Origin of the sequence: Noviherbaspirillum aerium (assembly GCF_008929045.1) — a bacterium.
Lineage (GTDB): Bacteria > Pseudomonadota > Gammaproteobacteria > Burkholderiales > Burkholderiaceae_D > Noviherbaspirillum > Noviherbaspirillum aerium.
Genome location: NZ_VFAH01000020.1, coordinates 82777 through 107262 on the forward strand (window position 1 = coordinate 82777; position 24486 = coordinate 107262).

At 60.6% G+C, this 24486-nt stretch carries 20 protein-coding genes and 2 pseudogenes; 4 read left to right on the top strand and 18 right to left on the bottom strand.

The features are described from left to right. Window positions 1-2 precede the first annotated feature (2 nt). Window positions 3-1160 (bottom strand): C4-dicarboxylate TRAP transporter substrate-binding protein, encoded by a 1158-nt coding sequence (locus tag FH061_RS22700; protein WP_192805208.1) that lies wholly within the window; start codon window positions 1158-1160, stop codon window positions 3-5. A gap of 475 nt (window positions 1161-1635) precedes the next feature. On the opposite strand from FH061_RS22700, the gene FH061_RS22705 reads away from it, so the two are divergent. Further along, window positions 1636-3240: an AMP-binding protein gene (locus tag FH061_RS22705; RefSeq protein ID WP_151638114.1), complete on the top strand. Its 1605-nt coding sequence runs from the start codon at window positions 1636-1638 to the stop codon at window positions 3238-3240. A 471-nt stretch (window positions 3241-3711) separates the two neighbouring features. On the opposite strand, the gene FH061_RS22710 is transcribed toward FH061_RS22705, so the two are convergent. After that, window positions 3712-4499, bottom strand: a protein-coding gene (locus FH061_RS22710; protein ID WP_151638115.1) for an IS5 family transposase whose coding sequence is annotated in 2 segments (ribosomal slippage) — window positions 3712-4154 and window positions 4154-4499 — 789 coding nt in all. Because the reading frame shifts where the segments join, the coding sequence is not laid out codon by codon here. Between the two features lie 53 nt (window positions 4500-4552). Here FH061_RS22710 and FH061_RS31995 point away from each other — a divergent pair. Further along, window positions 4553-5044 (top strand): annotated as a pseudogene (locus tag FH061_RS31995) (IS701 family transposase); the annotation flags it as partial. A gap of 84 nt (window positions 5045-5128) precedes the next feature. Here the strand turns inward: FH061_RS31995 and bioB are convergent. Continuing rightward, window positions 5129-6160, bottom strand: a complete 1032-nt coding sequence (gene bioB, locus FH061_RS22715; protein WP_151638116.1) for a biotin synthase BioB — start codon at window positions 6158-6160, stop codon at window positions 5129-5131. 229 nt (window positions 6161-6389) lie between these two features. On the opposite strand from bioB, the gene FH061_RS22720 reads away from it, so the two are divergent. Next, on the top strand, window positions 6390-7631 hold the full coding sequence (locus FH061_RS22720) for a branched-chain amino acid ABC transporter substrate-binding protein (protein ID WP_225984823.1): 1242 nt from the start codon (window positions 6390-6392) through the stop codon (window positions 7629-7631). Between the two features lie 385 nt (window positions 7632-8016). Beyond that, window positions 8017-8199 (top strand): annotated as a pseudogene (locus FH061_RS32000) (IS701 family transposase); the annotation flags it as partial. A gap of 40 nt (window positions 8200-8239) precedes the next feature. Here the strand turns inward: FH061_RS32000 and FH061_RS22730 are convergent. The 15 genes from FH061_RS22730 to FH061_RS22800 all read right to left on the bottom strand — a co-directional run bounded on the left by FH061_RS22730 (window position 8240) and on the right by FH061_RS22800 (window position 24241). Further along, on the bottom strand, window positions 8240-9232 hold the full coding sequence (locus tag FH061_RS22730; protein WP_151638118.1) for an NADPH:quinone oxidoreductase family protein: 993 nt from the start codon (window positions 9230-9232) through the stop codon (window positions 8240-8242). After that, window positions 9229-10452 (bottom strand): acyl-CoA dehydrogenase family protein, encoded by a 1224-nt coding sequence (locus FH061_RS22735; RefSeq protein WP_151638119.1) that lies wholly within the window; start codon window positions 10450-10452, stop codon window positions 9229-9231. The genes FH061_RS22730 and FH061_RS22735 overlap by 4 nt, the downstream gene beginning before the upstream one ends. Window positions 10453-10466: 14 nt before the next feature. Further along, complete coding sequence (locus FH061_RS22740; protein WP_151638120.1) at window positions 10467-11246, bottom strand: SDR family oxidoreductase; 780 nt, start codon at window positions 11244-11246, stop codon at window positions 10467-10469. 49 nt (window positions 11247-11295) lie between these two features. After that, entirely contained in the window at window positions 11296-12975 is a 1680-nt protein-coding gene (locus FH061_RS22745; RefSeq protein ID WP_151638121.1) for an AMP-binding protein, read from the bottom strand. Continuing rightward, entirely contained in the window at window positions 12975-13364 is a 390-nt protein-coding gene (locus FH061_RS22750) for a DUF6285 domain-containing protein (protein ID WP_151638122.1), read from the bottom strand. Before FH061_RS22750 ends, FH061_RS22745 begins: the two co-directional genes overlap by 1 nt. Next, window positions 13364-14431: a phosphotransferase family protein gene (locus tag FH061_RS22755; protein ID WP_225984824.1), complete on the bottom strand. Its 1068-nt coding sequence runs from the start codon at window positions 14429-14431 to the stop codon at window positions 13364-13366. The genes FH061_RS22750 and FH061_RS22755 overlap by 1 nt, the downstream gene beginning before the upstream one ends. Beyond that, window positions 14356-15213: an FAS1-like dehydratase domain-containing protein gene (locus FH061_RS22760; RefSeq protein ID WP_151638123.1), complete on the bottom strand. Its 858-nt coding sequence runs from the start codon at window positions 15211-15213 to the stop codon at window positions 14356-14358. Before FH061_RS22760 ends, FH061_RS22755 begins: the two co-directional genes overlap by 76 nt. Continuing rightward, window positions 15210-16028, bottom strand: coding sequence for an SDR family NAD(P)-dependent oxidoreductase (locus FH061_RS22765; RefSeq protein WP_151638124.1), 819 nt, complete (start codon window positions 16026-16028; stop codon window positions 15210-15212). Before FH061_RS22765 ends, FH061_RS22760 begins: the two co-directional genes overlap by 4 nt. Before the next feature lie 2 nt (window positions 16029-16030). Next, on the bottom strand, window positions 16031-16798 hold the full coding sequence (locus tag FH061_RS22770; RefSeq protein ID WP_151638125.1) for a glucose 1-dehydrogenase: 768 nt from the start codon (window positions 16796-16798) through the stop codon (window positions 16031-16033). Next, window positions 16776-18107, bottom strand: a complete 1332-nt coding sequence (locus FH061_RS22775) for a hypothetical protein (RefSeq protein WP_151638126.1) — start codon at window positions 18105-18107, stop codon at window positions 16776-16778. The genes FH061_RS22770 and FH061_RS22775 overlap by 23 nt, the downstream gene beginning before the upstream one ends. Window positions 18108-18181: 74 nt before the next feature. Continuing rightward, window positions 18182-19339, bottom strand: coding sequence for a C4-dicarboxylate TRAP transporter substrate-binding protein (locus tag FH061_RS22780; protein WP_151638127.1), 1158 nt, complete (start codon window positions 19337-19339; stop codon window positions 18182-18184). Window positions 19340-19431: 92 nt separating this feature from the next. Continuing rightward, a complete protein-coding gene (locus FH061_RS22785) occupies window positions 19432-20601 on the bottom strand; it encodes a C4-dicarboxylate TRAP transporter substrate-binding protein (protein WP_151638128.1) in 1170 nt (389 codons plus the stop codon). A gap of 33 nt (window positions 20602-20634) precedes the next feature. Further along, window positions 20635-21945 carry a TRAP transporter large permease gene (locus FH061_RS22790; RefSeq protein ID WP_151638129.1) on the bottom strand — a complete coding sequence of 437 codons (1311 nt, stop codon included), beginning with the start codon at window positions 21943-21945 and terminating at the stop codon, window positions 20635-20637. 16 nt (window positions 21946-21961) lie between these two features. Then, a complete protein-coding gene (locus tag FH061_RS22795) occupies window positions 21962-22504 on the bottom strand; it encodes a TRAP transporter small permease (protein WP_225984825.1) in 543 nt (180 codons plus the stop codon). A 174-nt stretch (window positions 22505-22678) separates the two neighbouring features. Further along, window positions 22679-24241 (bottom strand): acyl-CoA synthetase, encoded by a 1563-nt coding sequence (locus FH061_RS22800; RefSeq protein WP_151638130.1) that lies wholly within the window; start codon window positions 24239-24241, stop codon window positions 22679-22681. Between the last annotated feature and the right edge of the window lie 245 nt (window positions 24242-24486).

Genomic DNA, 24486 nt, shown 5'->3' on the forward strand with positions numbered 1-24486 from the left:
GGTTACATTCCGTGCTTGTTCACGTCGACCTTGGAATAGATCTCCTTCCAGTACAGCTCACCCAACTGTTCCATGCTTTCGACCGGCTGGACCAGACCGACCCATTTCTGCAGAATCGGACGGAAGGTGCTGAGCATCTCCTCGCCGCGCTTGACGCCATGCTTCTCCGCGAAATACTGCGCAATCGCGCCCATGTCCTTTTCAATAAAGGCTTGTGTCTTACGCACAAGGGCTGGATCCGCCTCATGCATGCGCACACCTTTTTTCTTCGCTTGCTCTAGGATCTCGTTTTCCTTCTGCTGATATATCCATGGCGTGTAAGCCCCGCCTTCGGCTGACGCGCGCAGGAAGGCCTTGCGGTCTTCCGCGCTCAGACTGCGCCAGGCGTTTACGTTCATGTTGAAACCGGCAGAGGCGAACACGCCGCCCGGCACTGCCATCGTGATATCGGAAATGACGTCCATCAGACCGAAGTTGTGGATTTCGGGTGTCGAAAGAATCAGGCAATCGACTACGCCCTGTCCCAGCGCCTCGCGCATTTCGTTACCGGTCATCGTCACTGGCGTGGCGCCGATGGCTGTGGACCACCGTGACCAGTTGGCCGCACCCGCACGCAGGCGTTTGCCCTTCAACTCCGCTTCGTTTCGTACTGGCTTGTTGCACAACAGGCCGAAGGACGAGCCACCGACATGGCCTGTATAAACCGCTTTCTGCTGCGCAAACTCCTGATGGCACTCCGGGCAACTGAAGAAGGTGAACTCGGTAACCGCGCCGGCGAAGGCCGATGCCTCCTTGCCGCGCACATCCTCGCCCATCAGCCGCAGCATCATTGAGGCTTCCGTCACTAGGTTGGTGTGCGGGTACTCGGCTGGGAAATAAGGGGTAAGCACGAAGCCGATGTCGGCAATGCCGTCGCGCAGGCCGGCCGAGGTCTCGGCCATGTTCAGTAAAGTCAGTGGAAAAACGCGCACGCTATGGCGTCCCTGCGTGTACTTCGCCACGCGCTTGGCATAGTCCTCAGCCATTTTGACGTTGTAGGACCCGGGCGGGAACCCGATCGCATATTTGAACTGCTTGGCCGACGCGGTTCCACCGATCATCGTGGCACCGCACAGCAATGCGGCCACGATTAACCTGGGAATGTAGGCTAAAAATTGCATTTAAGTCTCCTTGGGGTGGGTTCAGCAAAATAGTCACGCGGCACGCGTGTCCGAGAGCGCTTCGAAGGCCGTATGCAAGCCCACTCACACTGCCTTTAGAGCAGGGCATCTGGTGTATTGCCTTGAACGTGCCAGTGTCGCCTAATCCTTGCACGCATCGGGTGGCTTGCCGCACTACTTCAGCATGACGGGTTCGCTCATAGTGTTTTCCGCTCGGCTTATGGAAAGCCCCCAAACTACCAAGGTCTGTCGTTCACAGCTTGCGTCAAGTTGCTGCCCTCGTCACGCCAGCGCCGCGTGCAGTCCTTCCAGACTGCGTTGCAGCCCACGTTGGCGCATTACTTGATACCGCGCTGCGCTGTGCATGTCAGCTAATTGACACAAGACCTGACCATGTGGCCTGCCTTACCGTGACGGGTGCAAGCGCGACAGCGCGCAATTTCCGCCGCCCTAACCCATACCATGGAGAACAAGCATGCCCCAACGCGATGACCCACCTATCTCCCCCCTCGAGCGCAACCTGGTCGAACGGGTCAATGTTGCCGACATCCTGACCCGTTCGGCCGACCTGTACCCGGAAAAGGTAGCGGTAATTGAGGGCGAACAGCGCCTCACCTACGAAGATTTTGATCGCCAAGTTACCCGGCTCGGCCATGCGCTGCTCGGATGCGGGCTGGCGTCCCAAGACGTGGTTGCGGTCATGGCCCGCAACGCCACTGAACTGTTACTGACCTATTTCGCCTGTGCGCGTGCCGGGCTGATATGCGCGCCGGTCAACCTGGGTTTGCGTCCTTCGGAAATAGCGTACTGTTTGCGCGACGCGGGTACCCGGGTGATGATTGCCGACGCGTCGCTGTCCGAACTGGCGACGGCTACGCGCGCTGAGGAGCTGCCCGCGCTGCGCCAGGTTTTTTGGTTCGGCAGTACACCGGCCGCTGGCCTGCCGGTTGGGGATGGACGTTTCGAAGACTTGCTTGCGCGCGGCAAGGATGAAGCGCTGGAAGTCCTTGTCCATGAACGCGAGGCCGTGCAGTTGCTCTACACCAGCGGCACGACAGCGCTGCCCAAGGGCGTGCTGACCAGTCACCTTGCTGTCACCATGGCCGGCCTTTCCAATGCCATTGGCCACCGTTGCACGCCGGAAGTCGTAACCCTGGTAGCGCTGCCCCTCTTCCATTGTGCGGTACTCAACTCGATCACGATCCCCGTACTCATCGTTGGTGGCACGGTCGTATTGGCGCAGGGATTCGAACCTCATCAGGCCGCGCGCCTGCTGGAAGAGCATGCGATACAGCTGGTAGTACTGCTGCCGATGATGTACGGATTGATGCTGAGCGACCCTGAACTGAAGGAGCGGCGCTTTCCGGCGATGCGGCGCGCGATGTATGCCATGGCACCGCTGCCCGAAGAAGGCCTGCGCCAGATCCACGCCATGTTCCCGAATGCCGACGTGGTACTGGGTTCGGGACAGACCGAGTTCACACCGGCCACTTGCATGCAACGTCCCGAGCACCAGTGGTCTAAGGCTGCGACCTGGGGCACAGCCACGGCCATGACGCGCGTGGCTATCATGGATGGACAGGGACGGCTGCTACCGCGCGGCGAAACCGGCGAAATCGTCTATCGCGGCCCACAAGTAATGAACGGTTATCTTAATTTGCCAGGCGAGAGTGTCGCCGCATTCAGGCATGGCTGGTTTCACAGCGGCGATGTCGCCCACATGGATGAAGACGGAGCAATCTGGTTCAAGGACCGCTACAAGGACGTGATCAAGACCGGCGGCGAAAACGTGGCCTCCATCGAAGTCGAGCGCTGCCTGCTGGAGCATCCGGCCGTTGCAGAGGCTGCGGTAATCGGTGCTCCGCATGCACGCTGGGGCGAAGCCATCACCGCGGTGGTGATACTGGGACGGGGCCATTCGGTGGAAGAACATACGCTCATCGCTCATTGCAGGGAGCGCTTGGCCGGCTTCAAGGTGCCCAAAGCGGTGGTCTTCGTGCGCGAGTTTCCGCGCACCGGCACAGGAAAAATACAGAAGAACGTGATCCGCTCGCAGTTGAAGGATCTCTACCAGCAATAAGCATCGAAAGGATGTCGGTGCAGCGGCCGGCATCCCTGCTTTCCGACAGCCGCGCCGCCGCAAGCAGGACGCGACCCTGCGCGGCAAGGTCTAGCGGCCGTATGCGCTCGGGAACGAACCGGCTTTAGCGCCCACGCCAGACCGACGCCCGCTTCTCCGCGAATGCACGTGCGCCTTCCTGTGCATCTTCCAAGTGGACGACCGGATCGGCAATGGAAACCTGAAGTTAGAACATGCGATCGACCGGCCAGCTGGCCGACTCATTCGTGATGCGCTTGCTTGCATCCACGGCCAGCGGCACATCTCAACGATGCTGCGTGCCAATCCGAGAGCGGCCTCAAGCGCCATCCCTTTACTCAGCAGTTGCCAATATAGGCGACAGATGGAGCGTTAAAGAATGAGCGAACAAGCTCCTATTTTTTAATAGGACTTACGCAAAAAGTTAATGTTTTTGAGAATGACGAGCTGATTTCATAAATACCTTCGAAGTAGGATCATGGCGAGGGCAAGATGAACAAAGGCGGTGTAATGCTCAACGCACCGGTCCCATCGGGTAAGCACGCGCTTGAACTTATTAAGCCATGCGAAAGTGCGTTCGATTTTCCAGCGCCTGGTGTAACGCCGCAGCGCTCGCCCGTCCTGGGTCACTGCTTTCTTCCGGTTGCGCTTATGCGGTGCGATCAGTTCAATACCGTGCTGTGCCAGTCTTTGATCGAGCGGATCACTGTCGTAGGCGCGATCCCCAATAAGTCGTCGGGGTCGTCCCATGGTGACGGTTTCATCGATGGTAGCCTCGACAAGGGTGACTTCATGTGGACTAGCAGAAGCCGTGTGCACGGCGAGTGGAAGACCATGAGCGTCTGCAATAACCATGAGCTTCGACCCTTTGCCCCGCTTGGTCTTTCCCACTTTAGGCCCCCTTTTTTTGCCACCACGAAGGTGCCGTCGATGAAGCATTCCGATAAATCGATTTTTCCCGCTTCTTGCAGGTGCCGGGCCAGCGCTTCGAGTATCTGCCGCATGACGCCGGCTTTCACCCAACGACTAAAGCGCCTGAAGCAGGTCGAACCGGAAGGAAACCGGTCGGGAAGATCGGCCCAGCATGCACCGGTACGCAATACCCATAAAATACCGTTGAGCACGGCGCGGTCACTATGCACTTCAGGTCGGCCACGTCCGTCTGCCCGTCGTACGATGACTGGAATGAGCGACTCGAGGACTGCCCATTGTTCATCGGTAAGTTCTTCTCTTCGCGCCATGATGAAACCTCTTCATGCCGAAAAAAACATTGACTACCTATTAATAAAATGAGTTCTACTGCCGGCTCAAGGACAACCGGCAGGCCGACGATTCCGGCGGCGACGCTCCGTATCGCCGGGTCGATGAACTGGCGTGGACCAGCCACGAATAGGCGCATGGCAATCTCGTCAAGATCAAGGATTACCCGAAAGACTACAAGGTGAAACTGTTCCGGGTCGCGGTTGCCACCTACCGCACGGACTGGGTCGTCACCAACGATCTGGCTCAGGATTCGGACACTGCCGTACAACAGGCGGGCGGCATGCGCTGGAAGACGAGCAGTTTCACCGCGAACTCAAGCAAACCACCGGCATCGAAAAAACCAGTGCCGCAAGGCACACATCCAGCGCAATCATATCGTCTGCGCCATGCTCGTCTGGCTCCGCTTGACCGACCTCGCACGCCAAACCCAACAAACCGTCTACCGCATCAAGCACGGACTGCTCGACAACTACCCCCCCGTCAGCAGCTCAAAAATCCTTCCGTCAAGATGCGCTTTGCGTAAGTCCTAATAAAGACAAAGGGGTTCCCCACCCTGCGCCTCCTCCCACTCCCGCAACGACAGCCCTTACCCTTGCGAGAGTCCTTCTTATCCGTTCATCCCGTGCCGTTCGTCTATGTGGGTGTGCTTGATCTTCATGCCGAGCTTGTTCAGCAAGGCCATGTCCGCATCCGCATCAGGATTGCCGGTAGTCAGCAGTTTGTCGCCATAAAAAATCGAATTGGCGCCGGCCTGGAAGCACATTGCCTGCACCGCCTCGCCCATCTCGCGGCGGCCGGCCGACAAACGAACACGCGCCTTTGGCATGGTGATGCGCGCGACCGCAATGGTGCGCACGAATTCCAGCGGATCGAGCGGGTCGAGGCCATGCAACGGCGTGCCCACGACCTGCACCAGATGGTTGATCGGCACCGACTCCGGATACGGATCGAGATTGGCGACCTGCGCGATTAGGCCTGCGCGCTGCTTGCGCGATTCGCCCATGCCGACGATGCCGCCGCAACACACCTTGATGCCGGCATTGCGCACCTTGTCCAGCGTGTCGAGACGGTTTTCGTAATTGCGGGTCGTGATAATGTCGTTATAGAACTCGGGGGCGGTGTCGAGGTTGTGGTTGTAATAGTCGAGGCCGGCAGCGGCCAGGCGCTCTGCCTGCCCGTCTTCAAGCATGCCGAGCGTGGCGCAGGCCTCAAGACCGAGTTCCTTGACGCCGCGCACCATGGCTTCCACGTGATCCAAGTCGCGGTCCTTGGGACTGCGCCAGGCAGCGCCCATGCAAAAGCGCGTTGCGCCGTGGGCTTTCGCCGCGCGCGCCGCTTCCAGCACCGTTTCCAGCTCAAGCAATTTCTTGGCGGTGACGCCGGTGTCGTAGCGGGCTGCCTGCGGGCAGTAGCCGCAGTCTTCCGGGCAGCCTCCGGTCTTGATCGACAGCAGCGTGGCCAGCTCGACTTCCTGCGGATCGAAGTTGGCGCGATGGACCTGCTGCGCCCGAAACATCAGTTCGCTGAACGGCAGGTTGAACAGTTCCAGCACTTTTTCTTCCGGCCAGGTTTTTTCGACCTCAATCCGGGCCGCGGCGGGAGTACGAAGTTCATGGAAAGAAATGGCTTGCGATGACATTGTTGTCCTTTCGTATTTTGGTCTGCGCATGTGCAACGTACGGGCTGATGCGTGCGAGAGAATTCTGTCAAACATGGTGCAAGACGTCTTGCGCCAACATGCTGGTAGCATAGACTGCCGAAAGGCCAGCCAGTTAACGCAAGAATTCATTGGTCGGCCACGCTAGTTTTCTGAACTAGATGGAAAACACTTACTCAATACAACACGCCGTCAGGCGAAGGAGACAACTGTGCAAATCCCATTTCCATATCTCGTTCCCGTCAAGCTCGCAGCCCTCACCCTGGTCGCATCATCCGCAATAGCGGACACCGTGAAGATTGCCGTCATCGATCCGCTTTCCGGGCCGTTCGCCGCGCTCGGTGAGAACCAGCTGAAAAGCTGGCAAATCATGGGAGAGATCGCCAACAAGGAAAAATGGGCAGGCGAGCATACGCTGGAATTCGTCGCTTTCGACAACAAGGCTAGCCCGCAGGAGAGCCTGAACCAGCTCAAGCGCGCGATTGACGGCGGGTTCCGCTATATCGCGCAGGCCAACGGCTCGGGCGCGGGACTGGCACTGATCGATGCCATTAACAAGTACAACGAGCGCCATCCCGGCAAGGAAGTCATTTATATCAATCATGGCGCGGTGGACCCGGAACTTACCAACGGAAAATGCAGCTTCTGGCACTTCAGCTTCGATTCGAACTCCGATATGAAGATGCAGGCCCTGGTCGAACATATGTCTCAGGATAAGAACATTAAAAAGGTCTACATCATCGGCCAGGACTACGCATTCGGCCGGTCGGTGAGCAAGTCCGCGAAAGAGTACCTAAAAGGAAAACGGCCGGATGTGGAGATTGTCGGCGACGATCTTCATCCGATTGGGCAGGTGAAGGACTTTGCACCCTATGTCAGCAAGATTAAAGCATCAGGTGCGGATACTGTCATTACCGGCAACTGGGGAGCCGACCTTGCCCTGTTGATCAAGGCATCTAAGGATGCCGGCGTCGACGCCAACTTCTATACCTATTACGCAGTCCTCAAGGGCGCGCCCACTGCAATGGGTAGCGCCGGGGCGGGAAAGGTCAGGTACGTTGGTGTATGGAACGTCAACAACGAATCCTACACAGGCAAGGATATTGTCGATATATTTAAGGCGAAGTACAACGATGACTACACCTGGATGCAAACCCATTCGGCAGTGACCATGCTGAGCAAGGCGATACGTGAAGCAAAAACCACCGACCCGGTCAAGGTAGCGCTGAAGATGGAAGGCATGACCGTCAAGAGCCTGAACGGTGATGTCACCATGCGCGCCGCCGACCACCAGTTGCAGCAGCCACTGTATATCGCCGTGTGGTCGAAGGCGGGTGAGAAGGAAGTCAGGTTCGATCAGGAAGGAACCGGATTCGGATGGAAGACGGAAAAGAAAATTCCACCCGAGATCGCTACACAGCCGACGGTTTGTAAGATGAAGCGCCCGTCTTAGAACCACCCCTTTCAAGGTCTTACTTAACGAGTCGATTTTTGAGAACCCGTGCGGTGGCGACATGACGCCGTGCGACCGCACCTGAGACATAGCCCTTCTTTGCCGATGGTTTCGGGCGGCGCGGACGCTTTCGCAGTGCCTTGGGATTGGCATGCAGTGCTATTTGCAGCAATATCTCCGGCAGCTGGGCCGCAGTCATGCGGTCGTAAGGCTCCCATGCTGCTGGTATAAAAGCCATCACCATGCCAGCATAGCGCGCACGGATTTCATCAGCGAATCAGTAAGGCGACAGTTCTATATCATCGTATTGCAGCTTGTGCGCAGCCCACACCGCCGATTGCAATACCGCCAGCACGTTGTACGCCATCACCGCCACGCCGGAGGCAACCAGTGCCGCAAGGCGTGCATCCAGCGCAACCATATCGCCTGCGCCATGCTCGTCTGGCCCCGCTTGACCGACCTCGCACGCCAAACCCAACAAACCGTCTACCGCATCAAGCACGGACTGCTCAACAACTACCTCCGTCAGCAGCTCAAAAAACCTTCCGTCAAGATGCGCTTTGCGTAAGTTCTAAAGGTTTGTTCCAATAAGAGGAGGAAAAGACATGTCATTCATCCTGTGCCGAACCCGGCAGCAGCACGATCTTGCCGGTCACCTTGCGGGCTGCGACTTCAACCAGCGCCTGGGCTGCCTGTTCCAGGGGGTAGCGCTTCGAGATGTAGGGGCGCACCTTCCCCTGCCGAAACCATTCGACCAGTTCCCGTGTCAGCGCCGCCGCGCGTTCCGGTTCACTGCGCAGGAAGCCGCCCCACCACACGCCGACAATGGAACAGCCCTTGAGCAATGTGAGATTGAGCGCGATCTTGGGAATTTCGCCTGCAGTAAAGCCGATAACCAGAAAGTGGCCGTTCCAGGCCATGCTGCGCAGCGCCGCTTCGCTGTAGCTGCCCCCCACGGGGTCGTAGACGATATCCACCCCGCGCCCGCCGGTGAGCTCCTTCAGGCGCTGGCGAAGGTCTTCCCGGCTGTAGTTGATGACCTCGTCGGCACCGTGCTCGCGGCACAGGGCGAGCTTCTCGTCGCTGGATGCTGCAGCGATGACCCGCGCGCCGAGCAGCTTGCCCAGTTCGACTGCGGAAAGGCCAGTGCCGCCGGCGGCACCAAGCACCAGCAGGGTTTCGCCGGGTCGCAGCGCCGCGCGCTCCTGCAATGCGTAATGGGTCGTTCCGTAGGCGATCAGGAATGCCGCCGCGTCCGGGAAATCGATGCCGTCGGGAAGTGCGAAGGTATCCTCCTCCCGTGCCAGCGTCTGCTCGGCATAGCCGCCATAGCCAGGCACGGCGATTACCCGGTCGCCCGGCCGGAAGGCGCGCACGCCCACGCCCACTGCCTGCACCAGGCCGGCCACCTCGGCACCGGGAGAAAACGGCAGATCCGGCTTGAGCTGGTATCTGTTCTCGATGATCAAGGTATCCGGGAAGTTGACGCCAGTTGCGCGTACCGAGATCAGGACCTGCCCCGGTCCCGGCCGCAAGGGTGCGACGTCCTCCAGCACCAGCGCCTCGGGCGGACCATATTGCTTGCACAGTACCGCCTTCATGGTTGTGCTCCGGCTGCGGCGGCATACTGCTTGACCAGCTGCTTCGCCACCGCCGCCAGGTGCACCTGATCCGGGCCGTCGCCGATGCGGATGAAGCGTGCGTACACATAGGCCTTGGGAAGGAAAGTGTCCTGCGACACGCCCATGCCGCCATGGACCTGGATGGCGCGGTCGATCACGCGCGCGGCCATGCTGGGCACGACGATCTTGGCGGCGGCGATCAGATCCTTGGCCGCCTTGTTGCCGTCGCGGTCCATCTTGTCTGCTGCCTTGAGCGTCAGCAAGCGTGCCTGCTCCAGCTCACACCAGGAGTGCGCGATGTCTTCGCGCACCGATCCCTGCTCGGACAGCCGGCGTCCAAAAGCCACGCGTGACTCGGCGCGGGCGCACATGCTTTCGAGCGCGCGCTGCGCAACGCCAATCAGGCGCATGCAGTGATGGATGCGGCCCGGCCCCAGCCGACCCTGGGCTATCTCAAAACCGCGCCCTTCGCCCAGGAGGATATTGGACGCGGGCACCCGGACATTGTCATACACGATCTCCGGATGGCCGAGTGGCGCATCGTCATAGCCGAACGCCGTGATGTCGCGCACGATCTTCACGCCCGGCGTGTCCTTCGGTACCAGGATCATCGACTGCTGCTTGTGCACGTCGGGATGGTCGGGATCGGTCTTGCCCATGACGATCAGCACCTTGCAGCGCTTGTTGAGGGCGCCCGAGGTGAACCATTTGCGGCCGTTGATCACATACTCGTCGCCGTCGCGCCGTATCTCGCAGCGTATGTTGGTCGCGTCGCTCGACGCCACTTCCGGCTCGGTCATCGAGAACGCCGAGCGGATCTGGCCATTGAGCAGCGGCTCCAGCCAGGTCTTTTTCTGCTCGTCGTTGCCAAACAGTGTCAGTATCTCCATGTTGCCGGTGTCCGGCGCCGAGCAGTTGAACACTTCGGACGCCCACTCGACCCGACCCATGATTTCGGCCAAGGGGGCGTACTCCAGGTTGCTGAGGCCTGCGCCGTGATCGCCCGGCAGGAACAGGTTCCACAGCCCCGCCTCGCGTGCCTTGACCTTCAGTTCCTCCATCAGCGCAACGGTGTCGTAGCGGTCGCCGGAGAACACCTGGTCGTAATAGGCCTGCTCGGCCGGGTAGATATGCTGCTCCATGAATGCGCCAAGCTTGTCCTGCAGGCTGCGCACCTTGCTGCTGTGCTGAAAATCCATGTTGTTTTCCTCGTTCAGGACTTCGTCGATGGCGGTTGCTGCTGGTAGCGCCGCATGCCCTTGAGCCAGCGGTCATAATCCGCGCCCTTGCGTCGCATGTATTCAAGCACTTCAGGATGCGTGAGAATCAGGAAGCGTTCCGCATCGATGCCCTGGACAATGGCTTCGGCAGCGTCCGCCGGCTCGACCGCGGCGGCAAGCAGCGCGGGCTGGTCAACCTCGCTCACGCTGCCGAGCAGCATGTTGGTGCGCACGCCCATCGGGCAGAAGCAGCTGACCTTGATGCCGCGATCGCCGTAGGTGATCGACAGCCATTCCGCAAACGCCACCGCACCGTGTTTCGTGACCGCATAGGAAGCATCCGAGATTGACAGCAAGCCCGCTGCCGAGGCGGTCTGCAACAGATAGCCCTCGCCGCGCTCCAGCATGTGCGGAACCACCGCCCGCGCCGCATACACATGCGCCATCAGGTTGACCGACCATGCCTTTTCCCAGTCTGCATCGGAGGATTCCAGTCCATTGCCAATCGATACTCCGGCATTGGAGCAGAAAAGGTCGATGTGCCCGTGGGTCGCCACCGTGCTCGCGACCAGTTCCGCAAGTTCCTGCTCCCTTGCCACGTTGACCGCCATCCCCATGCCGCCGATTTCCGAAGCAACTTTGCTGGCGGCCGTGCCGTCAAGATCGGCCACCACTACCGCCCGCGCACCCTCGGCTGCGAAGCGGCGCGCCATCGCGGCGCCGATCCCGTTTCCGCCGCCGGTGACGACGACGACCTTGTCTCTGATCTTCATGTTTTGTCCTTTTCTCCAAATCGTGTGTTTGGCGGCGGTCGCCGCCTTCTCAGCCGGCGGCCGGTGCCGGGTCGGTACGCGCCGCTTCGGCCGCGAACATTTCGCGCAGCCTGAACTTCTGTACCTTGCCCGAAGGTGTGAGCGGAAACTGCTCGACCACGCGCAGGTACTTGGGGATCTTGTAACGGGCGATGCGGTCATGCAGGCGCTCGCGCATCTGTTCGGCGTTCAGCGACGCTCCCGGCTTTAGGCGCACGTAAGCGCACACTTCCTCGCCGTACCGTGAGTCGGGCACGCCGACCACGTTGGCATCGGTGATCTCTTCCAGCGTCAGCAGGACTTCCTCGATCTCACGCGGCGAGATGTTTTCCCCGCCACGGATGATCATGTCCTTGGCGCGGCCGCTGATCCACAGGTAGCCGAGCTCGTCCATGCGCCCCAAATCGCCGGTACGCAGCCAGCCGTCCGCCGACAACGCGTCGCGCGTGGCTTGCGCATTGCCGAAGTATCCCTTCATCACCAGCCAGCCGCGGGTACGCACCTCGCCTACCTCGCCCAATGGAACCCTGTTTCCGCCGGCATCGACCAGATCCACCTCGGCGGCGGGAAGCGGCTGACCGCAACTGCCCATCTGCAGCTCCTCCGGGTCATGCGGCGCGCTTTGGGTGATGATTGGAGACGCTTCGGTCAGGCCGTAGGTGATCGAGCAGCGCGCGCCGTAGCGCACGTGCCAATGGCGCAGCAGTTCCACCGGTACGGTGGAACCACCGGTAATCACACGTTCCAGGCTGGCCAGATCGAGGCCCTCGCGGTCGGCAGCTTCTTCCAGTGCAATCAGCATCGTCGGCACGGCGCTCAGTACGTTGACGCGTTCGCGCGCGATGGTGCGCGCCACCCGGTCCGGCTCGAAAGTGACGATGGGGTATTGGGTGGTCCCGGACGCCAGCGCGCCCAGGGTAGCAATGACACAGCCGCCGCAATGGAACAATGGCATCGGGTTGACCCAGCGGCTGCCTTCGCTCAGCGCCGCACGCTGCGCGAACAGGCGGCCGTCGTTGACCACGCCGCGATGGCTCAGCTCCGCGCCTTTTGGAAAACCGGTGGTGCCCGAGGTGAACTGTATCTGTACGGTGTCACCTGCTGCGACGCCCTTGCGGCGCTGCTCGAGGGCGTCTTCGCTTACTGTTGCGCCGCCGGCCAGCCAGTCGGCCCAGGCGATTCCCTTGTCGTCGGGTGCCTTGCCAATCGCCACGCGCAGACGCAGCGAGGGCGCTTCACGTGCCGCCTCGTGAAACATCTCCCATAGCGACGCGCCGCGATTCTCCGGCAAGGCGAAACACGCGTTGACGCTTGCGGTGCGCAGGATGTAGGCAACCTCGGCGCTGCGCAGCAGGGGATTGATCGGTACCAGTACCGCGCCGCAGTAAGCCGCACCGAATTCCAGCAACAGCCATTCGGGCAGGTTGGTGGCCCATAGCGCCACCCGATCGCCGGGGCCAATACCCGACGCCATCAGGGCGCGGGCAACGACGCGGCTGCGCTCGCGCAGTTCGGCAAACGACCAACGCAGCGAGAGACCGCGATCCTCATACGCGACATAGGCGAGGCCATCCTGGTCCGGCCACTTACGCGCCGCCTCGTCGAGCAGGTCGCCAACCGTCATCTCTTTTACCAGGGCCGCCTCATCGGGTGCCGGTATCCAATGCGAAATACCGTTCTCCACAGGCATTACTGTCCTCCTTCGGGTTTATGCTGCTGCAACCGCCGGTACGTCAAGTACCCCGGCTGGTCCACCGCGAGTTTCGCCAGGCCGGTGCGCAGCAGATGGGGCATCAGGCCCGGGGAGTGCGCATTGACTTCGCCGCGCGCGATGCGCTCGCACAGTTCGCGGTTGAGTGCATCGAGTCCGCCTTCGCTACCCAGCAGGTCCTGCAGCCTGGCACGCTGCTGCGCGTCCGCATCCGGGCCCAGTTCAATTTCTCGTCTGACGATCTCAAGCAGACTGACGGCGACCCGCGCATGGAATGCCGTCAGTCCATCAAGTCGAGGCAGCGCATCGTCGCGCAGGAAGTCGGCAACGGCCTGGATCAGTTCTGGCGCTGAGGGTTGTTCAGACATCACTGTTCTCCATCCTGGATCAGGCACAAGAGATCGATTTCCGCCTCCGAGGCGCGGCGTCCGACCGCCGCACGCTCGACCGTACGGACGTCGCCGCTCTGGTAGGAGACCGCCATCGATTCGCAGATGACGCCCCACTTCAGCGTCCCCAGTACTTCCCAGAAACGCACCCGCGCCTGGTCGACCTTGCCGCCCGCAGCTTCGTAGCCAGCGAACAGCTCCTCGCGGGTGCCGAAACCGCCTACCGGCAACTCGCTTCCGTAGCGCCAGGAATTGACGCACATCCAGCCCAGGTCCTCCATCGGATCGCCAAAGTGGGCGATTTCCCAGTCGAGGACACCGCACAGCCCGTTTTCATCGATCATGATGTTGCCGTTGCGGAAGTCGCCGTGGACCAGCGTGCGGCGCACCGCGCTTTCCGGCACGCGTTGCTGCAGCCACTGCAAGGCAAGTTCGAACACCGGCCGTGGCGTGCCCACGGTGTCGTGACGCTTTCTGTAGTAGGCCACCTCCTCGCGTGCGCCGCTCGCCCGCAGCGGCGGCAGTCGCAAAGGATCAAGCGCATGGATTCGACCCAGCGCCTGTCCGCATTGCCAGGCAAGGCGGCTCCGGGCCTGCGCGTAGCGGTCATCGCGCAGGATGCGCCGCGAGTTGGCCTCGCCCGCGATGCGCGACATCACATAGCCTTCTCCCAGCCCATCCTCGGGTGCCAGCACGCCTGCCACGCGCGGCACCGGCACGCCCGATTGGACGACCTGTTCGAGCAGGCAGGCTTCTGTTGCCAGGCCGATTGCTTCTGCCGGCGGCGCAGAGCCCGGCGGTGCACGGCGCAGGATCAGGGGAACGCGGCCACCGCCGGTGACCGCATCGAACGACCAGGTTTCCTGGCTGGCCCCGCCCGGCAACGCGCGCAGGTCGGCGATGCCGTCGGCCTCCGGTATCAGCCGGCCGATCAGGGCGCGAAGACGCGGCGCGAGGATGTCGTCCTGCCTCACCGCATGTTCCCAGCGGCCTGACTGCTGAAGACGGCTTCCATTGCCATGCCGCCTGCGCCGGCTTCGGTCCACAACGTCAGGCTGTCGCCTTCCTCGCGTCCGGCGTGGACGATGACAGGGGCGCCGAGAAACAGTGGCGCGCGCGCCCGGCAAACGGCATGAGCGAGAGGGCGCTCCGGATGCCAGGCGCGGTAGCTTTCCGCCAGCAGCGTCGCCTGCAAGGGGCCGTGCACGATGAGCCCGGGATAGCCGCCGATCTCGCGCGCGTAGTCGCGGTCATAGTGAATGCGATGGGAATTAAAAGTCAGCGCCGAGTAACGGAACAACACCGCCTCGTTGACCGGCCAGACTGCCCTTCCTGCAGACACAGGCGCATCGGGAACGGCAGCGGTGCCGTCGCTCGCGCCGAGAAAGACCGCGCGCGAACGCTCGATCACCGCCGGCTGCCGGTCCTGCTCGTAGCAGTGTTCCCAGGTAACGAATACCATGGGTCCGCGCCGGCCTGATTTATAGCGCATCTCGGCGATGGTGGAACGCTTGCTCGTTTCCACGCCGATGCGCAACGGCCGTAGAAATTCGAACTCGGCCCCCGCCCACATTAGCTGCTCCAGCGGCACCGGGGGCATCAGCGCGCCGGTGCGCGGGGCACCGTCCTCACCAAGTTGGTCCGATGGCGTGTCATCGTGAAAGTACAGCCAGTGCCAGAGCGGCGGCAGAATATCGCGAGGATGCAGCGCCACAGGCAGGCTGAGCGTGGCCGCAAGGGACCTGGCCGGGACCGGACTAAGCACTTCGACGACTGTCTTGCTGCGACCGACCCACGACTGCAGGGCCTGAAGTTCTTGCTCGGTCATGCCTGGCCTCCCGTCTTTCCGGTGGCGATGGCAAGCCTGCGTTCGACCTCGCGGCTGCTGCCCAGCACGGTCGGACACAGGCGCGAGCCGCCGTCTACGTCTATCTCGGCGCCGTTCACATAAGCTGCCTCTTCGCCACACAGGAACGCCACGACGGCCGCGATTTCATCGACGGTGCCGGGGCGGCGCGCCGGCGTCATGCTCATGGTGTAATCGACGATGGCACGCGGCAGCCGGGCCACCGCGGGAGTAGCGATCAATCCGGGCAGGACGGCGTTGCAGGTGATGCCGCTGGCGGCGTATTCGAGAGTCACGTTGCGCGTAAGTCCCAGCAGGCCGGACTTGGACGCCGAATAGCCTGCCTGCCGATACAGGCCGCCGCGCGCGGCAGCGGAGGAAATGTTGACGATTCGGCCCCAGCCACGTGCAGTCATCCCGGGCAGCACTGCCCGGATCAGATTGAACGGTCCGGTGAGATTCACCCCGATTTCGCCCGCCCACTGCGCATCCTCCATGCGGTCCAGCGGCGCGATGGTGGCGGTCAGCCCCGCATTATTGATCAGGCAGTCGATCACGCCGAAGCGGGCCTCGGCAGCCGCGACGGCTTCGCGAACCTGGGCAAAGTTGGCCACGTCCGCGCGCAGCGTCAGCGTCTGCACACCAGTACCGGCAAGGGTACTGGCCGTCTCGTCGACCGTATCGCTGACATCCATCAGCACAAGCTGCGCGCCTTCTGCGGCCAGCCGCCGTGAAATCGCGCTGCCAATACCGCCGCCGGCTCCCGTCACCAGAGCGACTTTTCCCTGGAACCGCATGGCTACATCAGGCCGACGGTCATGCCACCGTCGACCACAAGGTTGTTGCCGGTGACATAGGCACCGGCGTCCGAGCACAGATAAGTCACGGCATAGCCGATCTCCTCCACCTTGCCGAGCCGCCCAAGCGCAGTCTTGTCGAGTATCTTGCTGCGCGTCTGCTCGTCGAAGGCGTCAGCAAGCTTGGTTGGGAACACGCCGGGAAGTATGGTATTGGCCCGGATGTTGTCGCGCCCGTATTCCAGCGCGAACGAGCGGCTCATGCCGATCAGTGCGGTCTTCAGAGTCGAATACAGGCTGAGCATGCGGTCAGGATGAAGCGCCGCCACCGAGGCGATGTTGACCATGCTACCGCCGCCGTGGGTCTTCATCAGCTTGGCAGCCTCGGCCGACATGAACCAGTAGCCACGCAGCGACACTTCCACCGTCTTGTCGAACAGGCCGACGTCCGTATCTTCGATCGTGCGCCAGGGGCTCAGCACCGCGTTATTCACCAGGATGTCGAGCCTGCCGTAGCGGTCGCGGATATGACTGTACATGGCGCCGATATCTTCCATGCGGCCGATGTGGCAAGCCTTGCCCTCAGCTTTTAGCCCCTGCTCGCGGAAGCTTGCCGCCACCTGTTCGCACTGGTCCTGTTTTCGGCTGCTGATGATGACCTGCGCGCCCTGTTCGGCCAGCACGCGGGCGGTACCTTCGCCGATGCCCATCGTCGAGCCGGTCACCAGCGCGACCTTTCCGGTCAGGTCAAAGGGATTTTTTTTCTGCATCGTGGATTCCTTGTGATGGTGGATTCGCGACCGCGTCGCTCATGCCGACCTGTGCGCGCAGGTCGGGGTCGCAAGCGCGCTGCGCGGCCTTCTTGTATGAGAACTGCCGGCAGGCCTGGCCGGGCTGCATCTGCGCGTGCCCGTCGATCAGGAAAAACAGCGGGCCCCCTTTGAGCTGGGCCCGGTTCGACGCGGCGCAGTGCGTGCAATAGGTAGGGGCGTTGTGCCGGTTGAAATTAATGTTGTGCGGCGACGCCATCTTTGCCGCCAACGGTTCGCCGTAATGGAACATGTCGCGCCACATTTCACCGCGCAGCAGGCGCCCGCCGCTGCCGCACGGGTCAAGCCTGAAGACGAAGCGGTCGTCTTCTTCATGGATGGTGAAGTCGGCACAGTGGTAGTTCCAGGTGCGCGCGATCTCCTTCACCAGTTCCGCGTCGCCCATCGCCTCGTAACGCGGAAAACCCGCGACGAACGCCGGCTCGTAGGTCTGGGCCAGCAGTTCATCAAGATAGTCCGGGCCGCCGAGCTCAAGCGCAACGTTATAAAAATATTCCAGGCAAACAACGCCGAAGTCGTGCCACGGCTTCCAGTCCTTGCGCTGCCCGCGCAACAGGTGCTCGACATCGGTGTTGCCCGAATCCAGAGCATGTTCGACACGCTGCACCTGTGTCCTGGCCAGCTCTGCCAGTTCATCCGCCGAGAACAGCGGCTCCTTGTCCTGCTTGCGAATGCGCATCCGGCAGTGCCCGTCGTCACCCTTTTCAGTGGTCCACACTGGCGCGTCCAGCTCCTCGTTCAACGCATGCTGGCATGACTTGCACAGCTGGCAAAATCCGGAAACACCGTCGCTCCAGCCGGCATACCAGGCAGGATGCTTTGTGGTGGCGCCCTGCCGCTCTAGCCTGCCTCCGCTGCCGCAGGGAGAGAGGTTGACCACCAACTCTTCAGCCGTTTCTGTCATGTCGAGCCTGGCCCCTGACTGATGCTTGTACACCGCGATGAGATCGGCGATGGCGGCCTTCTCTTCACCTGCGCGGAACTGACGCACCCAGGTGCTCATCAGGCGGGCGCCGATGCGGCGCAGGGCGTCGCGGGTTTTTTCCTCGCCAAAGTCCTGCCGCAGCTTGCCGACCTTGCGCGCCAGGGTATGCGCGGACAGCGCGTCCAGACCTGCTTGACCCTGTTCCATTTGACCAAGCAGTTCCCGCACCCTGACTAAATCGCCTGCCGCCAGCGCCTCGATCGCGTGTTCCTCGAACGGCCGCGCGATCTCGGCCAGTTGTGCATCAGTGAATTGCCTTGCCATGGACGGCTCCTGCAACAGGTGAAAGGGCGACTGCGGCACTAAACCCAAGCCGCCCGCAGGTCGGCGCGGCCGCGCTACTGCCCGTGCCGGGCGACATCGACCTTGGAGTAAATCTCTTTCCAGTACAGGTCGCCGAGCTGCTCCATGCTGGTGACCGGCTGCACCAGCTTGACCCATTTGCTCAGGATGGGCCGGAAGGTGGCGAGCATTTCTTCACCGCGCTTGACGCCATGCTTTTCGGCGAAATACTTCGAGATCGTACTCATGTCCTGCTCGATGAATGCCTGCGTTTTCTTTACCAGGGCCGGGTCGGCGTCATGCATGCGCACACCCTTCTTCCTGGCTTCCTCGATCAGTTCGTTTTCCTTCTGCTGGTAAATCCAAGGCGTGTATGCGCCGCCTTCGGCCGAGGCGCGCAGAAACGCCTTGCGGTCGTCCACGCTCAGGCTCTGCCATGCCTTGGTATTCATGTTGAAGCCGGCAGTCGTGAAGATGCCGCCAGGAACGGCCATGGTGATGTCCTTGATGGCTTCCATCAAACCGAAATTGTGGATCTCAGGCGTGGAAAGGATAATGCAATCGACCACGCCCTGGCTCAGGGCCTCGCGCATTTCATTGGCACTCATGGTAATAGGCGTTGCGCCCACTGCCGTTGCCCAGCGCGACCAGTTGGCGGCGCCTGCGCGCAGCCGCTTGCCCTTAAGGTCAGCTTCGCTCTTGACCGGCTTGGTGCAGATCAAACCATAGGACGAACCGCCGATATGGCCGGTGTAGACCGAGTTCTGTTTGGCGAACTCCTGATGGCATTCGGGGCAGTTGAAGAAGATGAATTCGCTAATCGCGCCGACGAAGGCGGAAGCCTCCTTGCCGCGCACCTCATCCCCCATCAGGCGCAGCATCATTGACGCTTCGCTGACGAGGTTGGTGTGTGGATACTCTGCAGGAAAATAAGGCGTAAGCAGAAAGCCGATGTCGGCGATTCCATCACGCACCCCGGCCGACGTTTCAGCCATGTTCAGCAGGGTCATTGGATATACGCGCACCGAATGCCTGCCGTTCGTGTACTGCTTGACGCGCTTGGCATACTCCTGGCCCATCTTTTCGTTGTATGAGCCAGGTGGCTGGCCGATCGCATACTTGAAGTCCTTCGCTGCAGCGGTGCCCGCCAGGAAGCCGGTTGCGCACAACATCACTGTGACGGCAAGCCGGGCAATGCCTTGCATGGTTTTCATCCGTGTCTCCTCGTGTTGAACTGCGTGATCTTGTCCTGTGGATCGATGACGATAATGCGGGCGGACGTAGCAAAGGCCGCCCGCTTCGCGTGTCAGGGAGCTGTCTGCATGCCGTGCTTGGTGACGTCGACCTTGGAATAGATTTCATCCCAGTACAACTGACCCAGCTGATCCTGGCTCGTGACCGGCTGCACCAGCTTCACCCATTTCTGCAGAATCGGACGGAAGGTCGTGATCATCTGTTCACCACGTTTGACGCCGTGCTTGTCCGCGAAATACTTGGAGATGGTGCCCATGTCTTGCTCGATGAAAGCCTGCGTTTTCTTTACAAGCGCCGGGTCGGCATCATGCAGGCGCACCCCTTTCTTCTTTGCCTCGGCAAGAATCTCGCCCTCTTTCTGCTGATAGATCCATGGGGTATAAGCGCCGCCCTCGGCGGCTGCCCGCAGGAAGGCCTTGCGGTCATCGACGCTCAGGCTGCGCCATGCGTTAGTATTCATGTTGAAGCCGGCGGTGCTGAAAATTCCACCAGGAACTGCCATCGTGATATCGGTGACAGCCTCCATCAGGCCGAAGTTGTGGATCTCAGGCGTGGAAAGGATAATGCAATCGACCACGCCCTGGCTCAGCGCCTCGCGCATTTCGTTCGCGCTCATGGTGATTGGCGAGGCGCCCACCGCCGTCGACCAGCGAGACCAGTTCGCTGCACCCGAGCGCAGACGTTTGCCTTTCAGGTCCGCCTCATTCTTGACTGGCTTGTTGCAGATCAGACCGTAGGATGAGCCGCCCACATGGCCGGTATAGACCGAATTTTGCTTGGCGAACTCTTGGTGACATTCAACACAATTAAAGAAGGTAAACTCGGTCAGCGCGCCGACGAACGCCGAAGCTTCCTTGCCACGTACCTCGTCTCCCATCAGCCGCAGCATCATTGAGGCTTCGTTGACCAGGTTCGCATGGGGATACTCGGCAGGAAAATAAGGTGTGAGCAAAAATCCGATGTCCGCAATGCCATCGCGCAGGCCGGCCGAGGTTTCAGCCATGTTCAATAATGTCATTGGAAAAACCCGGACGGTATGCCGACCCTGAGTGTAGGCCTTGACCCGTTTGGCGTAGTCCTCTGCCATGACCACGTTATAAGACCCTGGCGGGAAGCCAATCGCGTATTTGAATTGCTTCGCTGAGGCAGTGCTTCCGAAGGCTGCAGCACCACACAGCAGGACCGAAAGAATGTATTTGGTAACTCGCCTTGCAAACGTCATTGTTGTCTCCTCAGGGTATACGTATAGGAGTGTTCAGCGCGCCATCACTTGCGGCAGCCACATGATGATCTGTGGATAGATCATCATGAACGCGAGTACGATGAAATCCATGACCAGGAACCAGGTGATGCCGCGAAACAGTCGTGCCGTCGTAATCAGGTTACCAACCACGCCCTTGATGACGAACACGTTCATGCCGATCGGCGGCGTGATCATGCCAATCTCAAGCAGCTTGGTAAGTACCACGCCGAACCAGATCAGGCTCAGATCAGCGGCACCGATGATGGGCAGCACGATAGGCAAGGTCAGCAACATTGCGCCAATCGGCTCGAGGAACATGCCGAGCAGCACATAGACCAATACGATTGAAAACAGGATGGCCGCAGTGCTGGCGTTGGTGTCGATGACCAGGGAGGACAAGTACTCTCCCGCTCCCGACAGCGCGAGGAAGCGCACCAGCAGGCTGGCGCCGACTGCAATGATCAGCAGCGCACCGGTGGTCAGTAGCGTCTCGACCACCGCGTCACGAAATACCTGCCAGGTAAGCGACCCCTTGATCAGCGCGACAACGCAGGCCATGAATGCGCCTACGGCACCTGCCTCGGTCGGCGTGAAGATGCCGCTGAACAGGCCGCCGAAGATGCCTGCCATGATCAAGATGACGGGCCAGGTTTCTTTCAGCGCCGCGATTTTTTCGCCAGTCGAAGACTTTTCTTCCACGCTTGGCGCCAATGCGGGATTGAGCTTAACCCGGATCAGGATGATGACGATGTAACTGAGGGCGGTGAGCAGGCCGGCGCTGACGCCACCGAGAAAAAGATTCGTTACCGGCACCTGGGCCACGATCCCGTACAGGATCATGATGATCGACGGCGGAATAAGCGCACCGATAGTGCCTGCCGCAGCAACCGTGCCGGTGGCAAGCTCCGCGTCGTAGCGCGCGCGGATCATCTCGGGCACAGCAATGCGGCCCATTGCCGCCGAACAGGCAACCGACGAGCCGCACACCGCCGCAAAGCCAGATGCGCCGAACACCGCCGCGATGGCAAGTCCTCCCGGCACGCCGGACAGCCACATGCGCGCGGCGCGGAACAGGCCGTACGTCAGCTTTGCGTGGTAGCAGACGAATCCCATCAGCAAAAACATCGGTACCGAACTAAGAACCCAGTTCGATGCGAACTGGTAAGGAATGACGCCAAGTGCGCCCCATGCCACGCTCCAGCCCATCAGTGCCCATAGCCCGACAAAGGAAACCGCAATCAGCGAAATCCCGATCGGCACCCGTATGGCAATCAGGGCAACCAATGCGCCAAGCCCAAATAATCCGACTTGCACTTCTGTCATGTCTGTCTCCTGTCCGTCAGTCAGCTGCCACTTCGGCAGGAGTGGCGCGTTGCGTATCGAGTCCTGATTCGTGCGCGAAAAGGTAGGCAAAGAACTTATGGGCGAGGATCAGGAAGATCAGGCCGAAGCCAATGGGCAGGATGAAATAAGTTGGCCACAGGACGATGCTGGCTTCTCCCTGCACGATGGAGGCGCCGATCTGTTTCTTGGACATGGCTTCGCCCCAGGTCCGCACGGTCAGCATTCCGAAAATCACTGCTGAAAGCAGATAAGACCACCCGGTCAGGTGGTTCTGGATCCAGGCGGGCATGCGCTCGGTCACCACCTCGACCGAAATGTGCGCCCCCTTCTGCTCTGCGAAAGCCAGCGGCACAAAAGCCGCGATCACCATGTAGTAGTAGGAGACGATGGCGATCGTGCCGGGCAGCGGCAGGTCGAACAAGTAGCGAAGCACGACATCCAATGTGATATGAATCATCATTAACGCAATGCCCAGCGCGCCAATCACTGTTGCAAGGTCCGTTATCCTGGACAGGAGCCTGCCGATCTTCTGCATCATGCGCTCCCCGTTTTAGCTCTTGGTACGGCTGCGTGATGGATCGCCGGCTCTGCCGCAGCGATCCGCTGTGTGGAAGTTTTCATTAGTCTTTCTCCTGTCTCCGTTTAGGTTTCAGCGTCTGATACTTCCTTATCTGCTTGCCGATAGCGATAACCGCCGCTAGCCTCAGATGTCCTAAGCAGGTTGCGCAGGCCCGGGTTCTTTCTGACGACTCATCTGATCGCGCAGCTGGTACTTCAACACCTTGCCGGTGGGATTGCGCGGCAGCGCGCTAACAAGACGGAGCACCCGCGGCACCTTGTAGCGCGCCAGCCTGCCACTGGAAAATGCCTGCAGTTCTTCCAGTTCAAGCTTCGCGCCCGGCTTTAACGCCACCACTGCGACCACGGTCTCGCCCCACTTTTCGTCCGGCTGCCCGATGACTGCAACTTCGGCTATAGCCGGATGCTCGTACAGCACGCTCTCGACTTCGGCCGGATAGACGTTTTCGCCACCGGTAATTACCATGTCCTTGACCCGATCGCAGATGGTGTAAAAGCCGTCCTCGTCCATATAGCCAATGTCGCCAGTGCGGAACCAGCCTTCATCGTCGATCGCGTCGCGGGTGGCTTCGGGGCGATTCCAGTAGCCGAGCGTCACATTCATGCCGCGTACGCATACCTCGCCCCTGACATGCGGTTCGGTAATGGGTTTGCCCGCGGCGTCGATCAGACGGATGCGTGTGAGAATCGGCGGCTTGCCAACTGATCCCATCTTTTCCCAGCACCATTCCGGCGTGAGGAAGCTGGCCATGGCCGCAGTCTCGGTCAGGCCGTATCCCTGGTTGACCGCGATGCCGCGCTCGTTGAATAGCCGCAGCAGGGTTTCCGGGCAGGGCGCCCCTCCAACCGTGAAGGAACGCACCGACGACATGTCGGCCTCGTTGAAGTCCGGATGCTGGCTGATGAACAGCAGCATCGCCGGCACCGCAAACATCAGGTTGACCTTGTACCGAGCCACATCTGCGATGACTCTGGCCGGGTCGAAGGTTGGGTGCAGAATGACATGGACACCCTTAAGCACGCACGTCAAGGTCAAGACGTTCAGACCGCCGACATGGAACAGTGGCGCACAGGTGAGCAGTACGTCACTGCTCATGATGTCGAGGGAGAGCAGTTCATTGACGTTGTTCCACCAGATGTTTCCGCAGGTCATCATCGACCCCTTCGGACGGCCAGTTGTACCGGAGGTGTACATAAGGATGGCAACGTCATCATCGGCCAGCTCGACCGCTTCGCGTAAGGGCTCTACCTCTTTTATGGCGAGTCTGATGTCCGGCCAGGCTGAGGCTTCGCTGCCGAACCCGTAAAAACACTCGCATTTAAGCGTTTGGCGCACCGGATCGATGACTGCTTGGTGGTCGGGCCCAACGACGAGGGTATGCACGCCAGCGTCATTAATGATGAATTCAAGTTCGGCGCTGGTAAGCCTGAAGTTAAGCGGCACAAAGATCGCGCCGAGGCGGGATGTCGCAAACAGGGTTACCAGGAACAGCGGATGGTTAAATGCCAGGAATCCGACCCGATCGCCGCGGCCGACGCCACCCTGGCGCAGTACTGCAGCCAGCCGGTCGATCTCATCAACGAATTCGCCATAGGTCCACGTCCGCTCCTGAAAGGTCAGGGCCTTGCGTTGCGGAGCGCGGTCCGCCCTCTCAGTGATCCATTGGCCAAGCGCTATGGCGGGTCTCACTTGCATGCTCGTCTCCAGTGTGGTGCAGCATCGCGGGTTATGGTGCCGCTTATGTGTTGATGTCGTGAAAAGACAGGTTACCGACGCTTACGCGCGATTGTCTTGCGTAAACGTGCTAAGTGCGTTACATGGACGCCGCCATTTGCCAAGTAATAAACGTATGACACAAGCAGGATAGAGGTTGCTCGCTTACATTCGGCCTTTGGGTGCGGCTTTAGGCCGCTGGCCTCTATGGAATTCGCTGACGACTA

What these genes read in the sequence shown, in the direction of transcription:
- FH061_RS22700 (WP_192805208.1), bottom strand. Translation starts at nt 1,160, where the DNA reads ATGCAATTTTTAGCCTACATTCCCAGGTTAATCGTGGCCGCATTGCTG.
- FH061_RS22705 (WP_151638114.1), top strand. Translation starts at nt 1,636, where the DNA reads ATGCCCCAACGCGATGACCCACCTATCTCCCCCCTCGAGCGCAACCTG.
- bioB (WP_151638116.1), bottom strand. Translation starts at nt 6,160, where the DNA reads ATGTCATCGCAAGCCATTTCTTTCCATGAACTTCGTACTCCCGCCGCG.
- FH061_RS22730 (WP_151638118.1), bottom strand. Translation starts at nt 9,232, where the DNA reads ATGAAGGCGGTACTGTGCAAGCAATATGGTCCGCCCGAGGCGCTGGTG.
- FH061_RS22735 (WP_151638119.1), bottom strand. Translation starts at nt 10,452, where the DNA reads ATGGATTTTCAGCACAGCAGCAAGGTGCGCAGCCTGCAGGACAAGCTT.
- FH061_RS22740 (WP_151638120.1), bottom strand. Translation starts at nt 11,246, where the DNA reads ATGAAGATCAGAGACAAGGTCGTCGTCGTCACCGGCGGCGGAAACGGG.
- FH061_RS22745 (WP_151638121.1), bottom strand. Translation starts at nt 12,975, where the DNA reads ATGCCTGTGGAGAACGGTATTTCGCATTGGATACCGGCACCCGATGAG.
- FH061_RS22750 (WP_151638122.1), bottom strand. Translation starts at nt 13,364, where the DNA reads ATGTCTGAACAACCCTCAGCGCCAGAACTGATCCAGGCCGTTGCCGAC.
- FH061_RS22760 (WP_151638123.1), bottom strand. Translation starts at nt 15,213, where the DNA reads ATGACCGAGCAAGAACTTCAGGCCCTGCAGTCGTGGGTCGGTCGCAGC.
- FH061_RS22765 (WP_151638124.1), bottom strand. Translation starts at nt 16,028, where the DNA reads ATGCGGTTCCAGGGAAAAGTCGCTCTGGTGACGGGAGCCGGCGGCGGT.
- FH061_RS22770 (WP_151638125.1), bottom strand. Translation starts at nt 16,798, where the DNA reads ATGCAGAAAAAAAATCCCTTTGACCTGACCGGAAAGGTCGCGCTGGTG.
- FH061_RS22775 (WP_151638126.1), bottom strand. Translation starts at nt 18,107, where the DNA reads ATGGCAAGGCAATTCACTGATGCACAACTGGCCGAGATCGCGCGGCCG.
- FH061_RS22780 (WP_151638127.1), bottom strand. Translation starts at nt 19,339, where the DNA reads ATGAAAACCATGCAAGGCATTGCCCGGCTTGCCGTCACAGTGATGTTG.
- FH061_RS22785 (WP_151638128.1), bottom strand. Translation starts at nt 20,601, where the DNA reads ATGACGTTTGCAAGGCGAGTTACCAAATACATTCTTTCGGTCCTGCTG.
- FH061_RS22790 (WP_151638129.1), bottom strand. Translation starts at nt 21,945, where the DNA reads ATGACAGAAGTGCAAGTCGGATTATTTGGGCTTGGCGCATTGGTTGCC.
- FH061_RS22795 (WP_225984825.1), bottom strand. Translation starts at nt 22,504, where the DNA reads ATGATGCAGAAGATCGGCAGGCTCCTGTCCAGGATAACGGACCTTGCA.
- FH061_RS22800 (WP_151638130.1), bottom strand. Translation starts at nt 24,241, where the DNA reads ATGCAAGTGAGACCCGCCATAGCGCTTGGCCAATGGATCACTGAGAGG.